We start from the raw sequence: 12,184 nt of genomic DNA on the forward strand, positions 1-12,184 counted from the left end.
ATGAAAGCTTTTATTAACTCTTGTATAGAAGCAAATAAAGAGATATATGAGTACATTACGACTCATATATCAACTGAAGACTACAACTACAGTGGCATAATCGGTGAAGGAGGAGACAACTCTTTAAACATGGATTTAAAAGCCGAAGCTGTATTTGTCAAACACTTAAACACGTATGGCTCTATCTACTCAGAAGAGTCAGGAGTGTTTGAAAACAAATCAGACAATATTATTGTTATTGACCCTTTAGATGGAAGCGATAATTTTGTTTCTGGGTTGCCTTATTATGGAACATCCGTAGCGTTGAATTCTAAAGGTAAAACCATTGCTGCAATGGTGTGTAATCTCTCTTCTGGTGATATTATTTATAAGATAAAAGATGAAAACATCATTTATCAAAATTTATTTAAGAAAAACTATACTCCTCACACGCCTGTTAATTCAAAAATTGCACTTTTTGAACGCTCTTATAAGTTTCCAGAAGTCTGCTCTTTGTTGTATTCCCAAGGGATAAAATACAGGAGTCCAGGTGCGGTTGCATTGTCACTAGCAACGGCAAGAAACTTCGATTTTGTGCTGTTTATTGGAAAGATGAGAAGTTTTGATTTGGATGCAGGATTGTTTATTTGTGAGGATTTAAATGTATATAAAACAGATAAAATTTTGTTGGTTTGTAAAAATGAATGCAAATTTAAGATAATTAAAGAATTATTAATGAAGAATAGGTTATAAATCCAGTAAATATTTTAATACAGGAACAAAATATGTCTTTAATAATTACTGATGAATGTATCGCATGTGATGCTTGTAGAGATGAGTGTCCAAATACCGCAATTGAAGAAGGTGATCCAATATATGTAATTGACCCAGACAGATGTACTGAGTGTGTAGGACATTATGAAGAACCGGCTTGCGTAGAGGTTTGTCCTGTTGATTGTATTATCATTGATCCTGATAATCAAGAAACAATGGAAGAGTTAAAATTTAAATTTGAGCAACTTCAAGAAGAAGAGCTTTAATATATGGCTAAAATAACAACCATTATAGACATTGGGTCGAACTCAATGCGTATGGTTGTATTTCAAAAAAGCAGCCGTTTTGCATTTCATTTAATCAATGAAACGAAAAACAGAGTCAAAATATCTGAGGGTTGTTACGAAAATGATGGCAACTTACAACCCTTGCCTATGCAAAGAGCCTTTGAATCCCTGAAATCCTTTTTAAAAATCTCACAAGCGTTAAAATCAAGAAAAATTATCTGTGTAGCAACTTCTGCACTCCGAGATGCTCCCAATGCCAGCGTTTTTTTATCCAAAGTTAAAAATGAACTCAATTTAAATATCAAAGTTATTGAAGGCACAAAAGAGGCTTTTTATGGGGGTATGGCTGCGGTAAATTTGTTGCACCAAAATGAGTTTTTAACGGTTGATATTGGTGGAGGTTCGACAGAATTTTCGTTTGTAAAAGAGGGGAAAATTATTGATTGTATCTCTTTGAAAGTGGGAACAGTAAGATTAAAAGAGTTGTTCTTCAGTAAAAATGACATAGAGGGTGCAAAACGATATATTCTTAAAGAACTCAATTCAATTACAGATTTAAACAATGAAATTCCTAAAACTGTTGTAGGTATTGGAGGAACGATTCGGGCGTTGAGTAAACTTATCATCCAAGATAGCAATTATCCATTGGATGTTATTCATGGGTTTACGTATAACTACGAAAAACACAAAACCCTTTTTCAAAAAATTATCCACGTAAACAGTTGTGATGATTTAAAAGATATGGGTGTTAAAAAAGAGAGATTTGATACCATTCAAGAGGGAACGTTTATTTTTGACACCATTTTGGATGCACTGGAAATTAACCGTGTGATAACTTCGGGGGTAGGTGTACGAGAGGGCGTCTTTTTAAGTGATTTATTAAGAAGTTCAAATGGAAGATTTCCTACAAACTTTAATGCCAGTGTACGCAGCTTGTTGGACAGATTTGAATTGGATTCAAAACAAAGTGCCTATTTTGGTAACAATGCAGGAAAAATTTTTGATGTCTTAAAACCGTTACATAACTTAGAGGATAAATACAGAACTCTTTTTGTGATTGCTTCAAAATTGCACTCTATTGGAAGTACGCTCAATTTTTATAAATCCAATGACAATACTTTTGATTTTATTCTCAATGGATTAAACTACGATTTTTTACATACATCACGAGTCACTGTGGCGCATATTATAAAGTTTTCAAAAAAAACTCTGCCCAAATATAAAGATATTCTTGCCTTTGAAGAGTTATTGCCTCCGTTAGAAGATTTACAATGGTTAAGTTTTATGATCAGCTTGAATTTAAATTTAAATCAAGATTTTTCACGAACACACTATGCGTATACTTTAGAAGAGAATGTATTGAGCATACAAGCGGACGAGATATCATATTTAATTAAGTCAACAACTGATAAAATAGAGTTACCTCAAAATTTAGAATTAAAGATATTATGATAGAAAATATTTTATACTACATTATTATTGGCTTTATAAAAGTGATGTCAATTTTACCTCAAAAAATACGAAGAGGATTCTTCTTTGCTTTGGCAAGAATTGCTTACTTTTTTGGGAAAAAAACCAATCGAATCATTCAAGCCAATTTGGATTTGGTTTTTAATGGCAAACTCAGCCAAGAAGAGATTGCAGAAATACAGAAGTACTCTTACTATAACATGCTTTTGTGGATTCAAACATTGATTGAAAATTCAAATGAAATCAATGAAGAATTACAAAAGATAGTTAAAATAGAAAATGTAGAAATTATTGAAAAATTAAAGAAAAACAATAAACCTATTATTTTAATTTCGGCACATTATGGAAATATGGAGATGTTAAGTTGTTATATGAATAAATATGTAACTCAATTATATCAAGTCGCACGACAATCAAATTTTAAAAAACTTGATGATTTTATTGTAAAAGCCAGAGAAACTTCAGGCAGCAAAATTATATTTCGTTCGGGAGCATTAAAAAAATTAATTAATGCATTGATGAAAAAACATACTGTTTCTTTAATCATAGATCAAAATATCAATGAAAAAGAAGGTCAGGAAGTTCAGTTTTTAGGTAAAAAAGCTTACCAAACTGCTTCAAGTGCAGTCTTAGCAAGAAAATTTGATGCATATATTGTGCCACTTGCCATTTTTAATCAAAGCAATAATACTTACAAAATAAAAATTTATGAGCCTATTGCACCTATTAAAACAGAAAATGAAAAAGCGGATATTGCCACATTATCTCAATTACAATCAGATGCAATTTCTCAAATTATATTAGAAGACCCAAAGCAATGGTTTTGGTCACATAAACGCTTTAAAAGTCATTATAAGGAAATATATGAATGATAAAGTACTTATTCTTTCAGATACAAAAGCGGGGCACCTTAATCAATCATTGGCTTTTTGTAAATTAAAAAATCTCTCCTATGATATTATCTCTTTAGAATCTGTCAGTAAATTTAAAAAAGTTCTCTCTTATGTGTTAGATTTCTTACATATTTATATCAATTTGTTCGGGCTTAAAGCTGAAAATAAAAAGTATAAAGCGATTATATCAACGGGTTCAAATACCTATTATATGAATAAATATTTGGCAAAAATGTTTAAGATTAAATCCATTGCAATAATGCTTCCAAAAGGGTTCCGATACAGTGATTTTGATTATATTATTGCTCAAGAGCATGATTTTCCACCTAAAGAAGCCAATATTATTACTATGCCATTGAATCTCTCTTTTAGTACACCATTGGGTTATGTTAAAAAAACTCAACAAAAAGCTGTTGGAATTATTATTGGTGGGAATAATGCGATTTTTTCTATGGATGTAGATAACATCAAATTGGCCTTGGATGAAATCAATGAAAAATTTCCTGAACATTTAAAATATATTACCACCTCAAGACGGACACCTAAAGAGGTGGAGGAGTTAATTGAAAAGTATCACTTTGATTATGAAGTCATTTTTTCTAAAAACATCAGTATCAATCCTATCCCTGATTTTATAGAAGTGTGTGATGAACTCTATATTACCATTGATTCAACCTCCATGCTCAGTGAAGCAAAAGCAAACAGTAATGCAAATATTCATATAATAAAGTTAGAAAGTAAAAAAGAGCATACGAAGTATCATAAACTTGCAAGCATTATAGAAAATATAAAAGGACAATTTGATTATATGACATATTTAAACAAGGTAAAAATATGAGAGTTGTTCAACTTATTCCAGAACTCAATGAAGGTGGCGTTGAGCGTGGTGTGGTTGAGTTAAATCGTGAGTTTATAAAATTGGGTATTGATAATATTATTATCAGTAAGGGAGGACGATTGGTTGCTGATATTTTGCAAGATAAAGGAACGTTTATTCCGTTTGATGTTTGCAGTAAAAATATTATCACTTTTATACCCAGAGTTCTTAGGTTACGAAAAATATTAAAAGAGTTAAAACCAGACATTGTACATGTAAGGAGTCGAGTGCCAGCTTGGCTTATTTATTGGGCAAAAAAAGATTTAAATATTAAAGTAGTTAGTACTGTGCACGGATTTAATAGTGTTGGTTTCTATAGTAGTATCATGACAAAAGCGAATGCTGTTATATGTGTGAGTAATAGCATAAAAGAGTATATTCAAAAACACTATAATATAAGTAGTAATAAAATCACAGTTATCCCACGAGGAATAGATATAGAGCTCTTTAATCCAAACAATATTGATATAAATTTTACAGAAAAATTTAGAGATACATTTGCATTGAAAGATAAATTGATTGTTTCAAGTGTTGGGCGAATTACACAGCTTAAAGATTATGAAACATTGATAAAAGCCATTGCAATTATTAAAAAAGATATTGAAAATGTTGTTGGTTTAATTGTCGGTGGAGTAAGAAGTGACAAAGAAAATTATTTAAATTCTTTGAAGAATTTAATAAAAGAGTTGAATTTAGAAGAAAATATAATTTTTGTTGGAAGTCAAACTAAGATAGCTGAAATTTATAAGTTAAGTGATGTTGTTGTAAGCAGTTCTAAAAAGCCAGAAAGTTTTGGCAGAGCTGTTGCTGAAGCAATTGTCATGAATACTCCAGTTATTGCAACAAATCATGGTGGTGTAAAAGATATTATCCTTGAAAATGAGAATGGTTTTTTCTTTGAAGTTGGTAACGAATATGAGTTGGCCAATAATATTTTAAAAGCAAAGAAATTAAGTTTTGATGGATATAATTACATTTCTCATAATTTTTATTTAGGAAATATGGTAAATAAAACTTTAGAAGTTTATAAAAACGTGGAGTTATAGATTTGAATATATTAATGGTAAGTATAGATTACCCTCCCACCATTGGTGGAATTACAGCACATGTGTATGAGTTATCACAAGCATTAAAAAATATTGGTTGTAAAGTCAGTGTGGCAACCAAATTGCTGGATAAAACACAAAAGCGACATGAAGTTTCTGAGGGAATAGATATTTATCGATTTGATTTAAAATATGTGGGATTCACCTATGGGTATCAAATCAATCAATTTATTAAGCGCTTAATTCAAAATGAGAAGTTTGATATTATTCACATTCATGGAATGCGTCCTTTAGAGTTTTATAATATCAAAGGTATCCCCATGGTCTATACCAATCACACTTCAGGATATTTAAAACGAATTAAAAAAGGGGGATACAGAATTCCTTTGTTAAAACGACTGTTTGATAAACCACAACTTTTTTTAGCCCCCAGTGAAGAGTTATTGGAAGTGCCTTTTAAAGTCAAAGCAAAAAAAGTTTTTATTTCAAATGGGGTTATATCTTCACGATTTTCAAGAGATGAAGAAAAAAGAACTGCGATAAGAAATCAACTTGGAATAGATGAAAATACAAAACTTGCCATAGTAACACGAAGAATGGTTTGGAAAAATGGTGTTAAATATTTGGCTTTGGCAACACAATATATTCAAAATAAAGATTTGAAACTGCTTTTTATTGGTAATGGTGAAGAGTATGATGAAATTAAAAATATTTTAGAGCAAAATTTTAAAGACCGATATTTTCTTTTAGGTTCAAAACAACATCATGAAATTGTAGAGTATTATAGTGCTGCTGATTTATCTATTTTACCATCACTCATGGAAGCTACTAGTATCAGTGGACTTGAAGCCATGGCAGCATCACTTCCCTTAGTTGGAACAACTGTAGGTGGAATACCTGTGATTATAAAAGATGGCGTTAATGGATATTTATGCCAAAGTGCCAATGAAAAAGATTTGGCCAAAAAAATTGATTTGTTATTAAACTCTGATATTAAAAAAATGGGAGAAAAATCAAAAGAGATGGTAGATGCCCATTTTGATTGGCATACCATTGCTCAAGAGACACTAAATGAGTACAAGGGTGTAATGAATAAATGAAAAAAATTTTAATTGTCTTTGGAACTCGACCTGAAGCCATAAAAATGGCACCATTGGTAAAAGCCTTTAAAAAAAACAGTGCTAACTTTGAAACAAAAGTGTGCGTAACTGCTCAACACAGAGAGATGTTGGATCAGGTGTTGGAAATTTTTGAAATAAAACCTGATTATGATTTGAATATCATGAAAGCGGGGCAAGATTTATATGATGTGACGACCAGTGTTCTTTTGGGCTTAAAAGATGTTTTAAATAATTTTAAACCAGATATTGTTTTTGTTCATGGAGATACAACAACAACAAGTGCTTCAAGTTTAGCTGCTTTTTATAACAAAATAAAAGTAGGTCATGTAGAAGCAGGTCTTCGAACAGGTGATATTTATAGCCCTTGGCCAGAAGAAGCCAATAGGCAAATAACAAGTGTATTGGCAAACTATCACTTTGCACCAACGACTACAAGTCGAGATAATCTTTTAAAAGAGAATAAAAGCCCACAAAATATTCTTGTTACTGGGAATACTGTCATTGATGCTTTGTATTTAGCATTAGATAAAATAGAAAACAATCAAGAATTAAAACATAAGATTATTCAATCTATAAACTCTGAATATAAGATAAATGATGAAAAAAGAATGGTTTTAGTTACTGGACACAGACGTGAAAATTTTGGAGAAGGATTTATCAATATTTGTAATGCATTAAAAACACTTGCTGTAAACAATCCAGATATTGATATTGTTTATCCGGTGCATTTAAACCCAAATGTACAAAAGCCAGTACATGATATATTGTCCAATATAAATAATGTATTTTTAATAAAACCTTTACAATATGAAAACTTTATATATATGATGAACAGAGCATATTTTATTATTACAGATTCTGGAGGAGTTCAAGAAGAAGCACCAAGTCTTGGAAAACCAGTACTTTTAATGAGAGATACAACTGAAAGACCAGAAGCTGTAACTTCAGGAACTGTCAAACTCGTAGGAACAAATTTGGAAATAATTATTGCAGAAGCGCAGAAGCTTTTAGATGACAAAATGGAATATGAAAAGATGAGTAGAGCTCATAATCCTTATGGTGATGGAAAAGCTTCTGAAAGAATTGTTGCGTTTATAAAGGACGTGATATAAAATGGAATCTTTCAAAATTGTTCATTGTGCTAATTTTAGTGAGTCAAAAAATGGAGATGTTTTTTATGCAATTGATAGAATAATATCAAATGGCTTAATAAGAAATAATCATTTTGTCTATAATTTCAGTTATCGAGAAGTTTCTAAATCATTAAATTTTTTTAGAAGTAAAAAGTCAGGTGCAAAAAAAATGAACCGAGCTTTAATTGAAACAGTTAGAAATATTCAGCCACATTTACTTCTATTAGGGCATTCTGAATTGATTTATGACACGACATTAGAACTTATAAAAAATGAATTTCCTGCAATAAAAATTGCAATGTGGTGGGTCGATCCATTTGAAAGAATAGAGCATATTAAAAGCCGAATAAAATATTTAGATGCTTTTTTTGCAACAACAAATCCAAGTTATTATAAACAGTTTTTTGAAGAAAAAACAGCCTTTTATTATTTGCCAAATCTTTGTGATGATTCTATTGAAAGAAGCAGTTCTTTTGAAAATGAAAAGTATAAATATGATTTGACTTTTATAGGAAGAAATGATTGTGCTCGAAAAAACTTTATTGAGAGTCTTAATAATTTTAAAAATATCAATTTTAAACTTTTTGGAAACAGTAAAGATACCTTGATTTTAGGAAATGATTATTTAGAGTTACTCTTTAATTCTAAAATGGCAATTAATTACAGTAGATATAATGATATTTCTTTATATTCTTCAGATAGAATTATTCAACTGACAGCACAAGGAGTAATGACTTTAAGTCCTAAAATTCCTGATATGGAAATATTGTTTAATGATAATGAAATAGTTTATTTTAAGGATTTTTTAGATTTAGAAGAAAAAGTTAATTACTATTTAGAGCATGACAAAGAAAGAAGAGAAATTGCGTATAATGGATGGAAGAGAGCTCATAATTCTTATAACTCAACTAGAATAACAAAGTATATGATTGAATCAATCTTTAATCTTTTATACAGCGATAATTATGAATGGAAAGAATTTGAAATAAAAGGAATATTTAAATGACTAACCTAATTCTATGCGGAGGCAATGGAACAAGACTTTGGCCCATAAGTAGAACTTTAATGCCAAAGCAATTTGTCAAACTCTTTGATGACAAATCACTTTTTCAATTAACCGTAGAAAGAAATTCAAAAATTTGTCATTCTCAATTTATAGTCTCAAACTCAGAACAATATTTTTTAGCCTTAGATCAACTAGAAGAATTAAATAAAACCAATAATAAATACCTCCTTGAGCCTATTGGACGAAATACTGCCCCAGCAATTGCCTTGGCCTGTTTTTCTTTAGATAAAGAAGAACTCGTATTGGTAACGCCAAGTGATCATCTCATCAAAAATGAAACAGAGTATCAAAAGGTTATCAACATTGCTCAAACTTTAGCCAGAGAGAACTATTTAGTTACATTTGGAATTAATCCTACTTTTCCTGAAACGGGCTTTGGATATATTGAAGCAGACGGATTTAATGTTAAAGCCTTCCACGAAAAACCAGATTTTGATACTGCAACACAATACTTAAAAGCAGGTAACTACTATTGGAACTCTGGAATGTTTTGTTTTAAAGCAGGAGTCTTTTTAGAAGAGCTCAAAAAACACTCTTCCGAGATTTATGAAAAATCATTATTCGCATTTAATAATGCAAATAAAAAAGAACTCTTAAGAATTGCTCATGCTGATATGTTGGATATTCCAGAAGACTCAATCGATTATGCTGTAATGGAAAAATCTTCCAAAGTAAAAGTAGTACCCAGTGATATAAATTGGAGTGATGTAGGAAGCTTTGATTCTTTGTATGAAGAGTTACCAAAAGATGAAAATGGCAATACTTTAAATCAAAATCTCATTTCAATTGACAGTAAAAATAATTTGGTTTATGGAACTGAACGAAAAATCGCAACCATTGATATTGAAGACTTTATTATTATTGATACAGGAGATGCCCTACTGTTATCTAAAAAAGGTTCTTCACAAAAAGTAAAAAAAGTCGTTGAACATCTGAAAACATCTAATTCCCAACTTCATAACATTCACTTAACAGGTCATCGTCCTTGGGGAACATACACTGTTTTAGAAGACTCAAATGGATATAAAATCAAAAGAATAGAGGTAAAACCTAATTGTAGACTCTCGTTACAAAAGCATGTGCATAGAAATGAACACTGGATTGTAGTATCTGGATGTGCAATTGTAACAATAGACAATGATACTTTTACGTTAAACCCAAATGAGTCTACCTATATTAAAGCAGGACAACTGCACCGACTTGAAAATAAAGGGAAAATTCCACTCATCATTATTGAAGCACAAGTGGGTGAATATACGGGTGAAGATGATATCATCAGATTTGATGATGATTTTAGTAGAAATTAAATATAATATAATAATTACGTAATAGGATAAAAATAAATATGGCAGAACAAAAAGTAGCATTGATTACAGGAATTACTGGACAAGATGGAAGTTATCTTGCAGAATTTTTACTCAAAAAAGGGTATATCGTACATGGTATAAAAAGAAGAAGTTCTTTGTTTAATACAGATAGAATAGATCATCTCTATGAAGATCCTCATGTTGAAAATAGAAATCTTATTTTGCATTTTGGTGATATGACAGATTCTATGAACCTTACTCGTATTATTCAAGAGACACAACCCGATGAAATTTATAATCTTGCTGCTATGAGTCATGTAGCAGTTTCCTTTGAAACACCTGAATATGTTGCAAATGCTGATGGAACAGGAACACTTAGAATTTTAGAAGCAGTTAAACTTTTAGGACTAACAAAAAAAACAAAAATCTATCAAGCAAGTACTTCTGAACTTTTTGGAAAAGTGCAAGAGACTCCACAAAAAGAGACAACACCTTTTTACCCAAGAAGTCCTTATGCAGTGGCTAAAATGTATGCGTATTGGATTACTGTAAATTACAGAGAAGCTTATGGCATGTTTGCTTGTAATGGAATTTTATTTAATCATGAAAGTCCAGTAAGAGGTGAAACCTTTGTTACGCGAAAAATCACAAGAGCTGCTTCAAAAATTGCATTGGGATTGCAAGATAAACTCTATCTTGGGAACCTTGATGCAAAAAGAGATTGGGGACATGCTAAAGATTATGTAAGAATGATGTGGATGATTTTACAAGCGCCTACACCAGAAGATTGGGTTATTGCAACAGGACAAACAACGACCGTGAGAGACTTTGTAAAAATGTCATTTGAATACGCAGGTATTGCTCTTGAATTTAAAGGTGTTGGTGTGGAAGAGAAAGGGTATGTTGTCTCTTGTTCAAATCCAGATTATCAAGTTAAAATTGGAACGGAAGTAGTAGCAGTGGATCCTAGATATTTTAGACCAACAGAAGTGGATCTTCTTTTAGGAGATCCTACTAAGGCAGAAACAAAACTTGGATGGAACCGAGAGTATAAATTGCAAGATTTAGTCAATGATATGATGAAATCAGATTTAAAACTGATGACAAAAGATGTTTACCTAAAAGATGGTGGATATAAAACGATGAGTTATTACGAGTAGGATGTATATAGGATTATGATAGATAAAAACTCAAAAATATATGTTGCAGGTCATAATGGACTCGTTGGAAGTGCTATTGTAAAAAACCTTGAATCAAAAGGTTATACGAATCTTGTTTATAAAACGCATTCAGAAGTGGACTTGTGTAACCAAGAAGCCGTTGAAAACTTTTTTCAAAATGAGAAACCTGAATATGTCATACTCGCTGCTGCAAAAGTAGGAGGTATTGTTGCCAACAATACCTACCGTGCAGATTTTATTTATGAGAACTTACAAATACAAAATAATGTCATTCATCAAAGCTATATACACAAAGTTAAAAAGCTTCTGTTTTTAGGAAGTACTTGTATCTATCCTAAAGATGCTCCTCAACCCATGAATGAAGAGAGTTTATTGACTTCAGAATTAGAATATACCAACGAACCTTATGCCATAGCAAAAATAGCTGGTATAAAGATGTGTGAAAGTTATAATATCCAATATGGCACAAACTTTATTTCTGTAATGCCAACAAATCTTTATGGGCCTAATGATAACTTTGATTTAGAAAAGTCTCATGTTTTGCCCGCACTTATACGGAAAATACACTTAGCAAAACTTTTAAATGAAGGTAAAAATGAAGAAGTTTTAAAAGATTTAAATTTAAATTCACTGGACGATGCAAAACAATATTTATCAAAATTTGGAGTAGATGAAAACCGAGTTGAAATTTGGGGAAGTGGGAAACCAAGAAGAGAATTTTTATTTTCAGAAGATATGGCAGATGCTTGTGTATTTTTATTGGAAAACAGAGAATTCACTGATACCTATACAGAACACAATAAGGAAATCAGAAATACACACATTAATATTGGAACAGGGATTGATATTTCAATAGAAGAATTGGCAGTACTTATAAAAAAAATTATAGGTTTTAAAGGTGCACTCAATTTTAATACCAATAAACCTGATGGGACAATGGTAAAACTCACCAATCCATCTAAACTACATTCTTTGGGATGGAAACACACAGTTGAATTAGAAGATGGTATTAAAGCAATGTATAAATGGTATCTAAATGCAATATAATTT

General features: G+C 31.0%; 12 protein-coding genes. All 12 read left to right on the plus strand.

All coding sequences use genetic code 11. From position 1 onward, the window contains the following. The 12 genes from ACNI3C_RS08655 to ACNI3C_RS08710 are packed head-to-tail and all read left to right on the plus strand — an operon-like array spanning window position 1 to window position 12,181. Entirely contained in the window at window positions 1-732 is a 732-nt protein-coding gene (locus ACNI3C_RS08655; protein ID WP_419769410.1) for an inositol monophosphatase family protein, read from the plus strand. 32 nt (window positions 733-764) lie between these two features. Further along, on the plus strand, window positions 765-1,019 hold the full coding sequence (locus ACNI3C_RS08660; RefSeq protein WP_419769411.1) for a YfhL family 4Fe-4S dicluster ferredoxin: 255 nt from the start codon (window positions 765-767) through the stop codon (window positions 1,017-1,019). A 3-nt stretch (window positions 1,020-1,022) separates the two neighbouring features. Continuing rightward, the gene (locus ACNI3C_RS08665) at window positions 1,023-2,492 is read left to right on the plus strand and encodes a Ppx/GppA phosphatase family protein (protein WP_419769412.1); all 1,470 of its coding nucleotides are present in this window, start codon (window positions 1,023-1,025) and stop codon (window positions 2,490-2,492) included. After that, window positions 2,489-3,382 (plus strand): lipid A biosynthesis lauroyl acyltransferase, encoded by an 894-nt coding sequence (locus tag ACNI3C_RS08670; protein WP_419769413.1) that lies wholly within the window; start codon window positions 2,489-2,491, stop codon window positions 3,380-3,382. The genes ACNI3C_RS08665 and ACNI3C_RS08670 overlap by 4 nt, the downstream gene beginning before the upstream one ends. Beyond that, entirely contained in the window at window positions 3,375-4,241 is an 867-nt protein-coding gene (locus tag ACNI3C_RS08675) for an ELM1/GtrOC1 family putative glycosyltransferase (protein ID WP_419769414.1), read from the plus strand. Before ACNI3C_RS08670 ends, ACNI3C_RS08675 begins: the two co-directional genes overlap by 8 nt. After that, window positions 4,238-5,326 (plus strand): glycosyltransferase family 4 protein, encoded by a 1,089-nt coding sequence (locus ACNI3C_RS08680; protein WP_419769415.1) that lies wholly within the window; start codon window positions 4,238-4,240, stop codon window positions 5,324-5,326. Before ACNI3C_RS08675 ends, ACNI3C_RS08680 begins: the two co-directional genes overlap by 4 nt. Before the next feature lie 2 nt (window positions 5,327-5,328). Then, window positions 5,329-6,426, plus strand: coding sequence for a glycosyltransferase family 4 protein (locus ACNI3C_RS08685; RefSeq protein ID WP_419769416.1), 1,098 nt, complete (start codon window positions 5,329-5,331; stop codon window positions 6,424-6,426). Beyond that, window positions 6,423-7,559 carry a non-hydrolyzing UDP-N-acetylglucosamine 2-epimerase gene (wecB, locus tag ACNI3C_RS08690; RefSeq protein ID WP_419769417.1) on the plus strand — a complete coding sequence of 379 codons (1,137 nt, stop codon included), beginning with the start codon at window positions 6,423-6,425 and terminating at the stop codon, window positions 7,557-7,559. The genes ACNI3C_RS08685 and wecB overlap by 4 nt, the downstream gene beginning before the upstream one ends. A 1-nt stretch (window position 7,560) precedes the next feature. Then, a complete protein-coding gene (locus ACNI3C_RS08695) occupies window positions 7,561-8,586 on the plus strand; it encodes a glycosyltransferase family protein (RefSeq protein ID WP_419769418.1) in 1,026 nt (341 codons plus the stop codon). After that, a complete protein-coding gene (locus ACNI3C_RS08700) occupies window positions 8,583-9,953 on the plus strand; it encodes a mannose-1-phosphate guanylyltransferase/mannose-6-phosphate isomerase (RefSeq protein ID WP_419769419.1) in 1,371 nt (456 codons plus the stop codon). The genes ACNI3C_RS08695 and ACNI3C_RS08700 overlap by 4 nt, the downstream gene beginning before the upstream one ends. 38 nt (window positions 9,954-9,991) lie before the next feature. Continuing rightward, window positions 9,992-11,113 (plus strand): GDP-mannose 4,6-dehydratase, encoded by a 1,122-nt coding sequence (gene gmd, locus ACNI3C_RS08705; protein WP_419769420.1) that lies wholly within the window; start codon window positions 9,992-9,994, stop codon window positions 11,111-11,113. Between the two features lie 18 nt (window positions 11,114-11,131). Continuing rightward, entirely contained in the window at window positions 11,132-12,181 is a 1,050-nt protein-coding gene (locus ACNI3C_RS08710; protein WP_419771450.1) for a GDP-L-fucose synthase family protein, read from the plus strand. Window positions 12,182-12,184 lie beyond the last annotated feature (3 nt).

It is taken from the genome of Marinarcus sediminis (SeqCode) (genome assembly GCF_048571275.1).
Lineage (GTDB): Bacteria > Campylobacterota > Campylobacteria > Campylobacterales > Arcobacteraceae > Marinarcus > Marinarcus sediminis.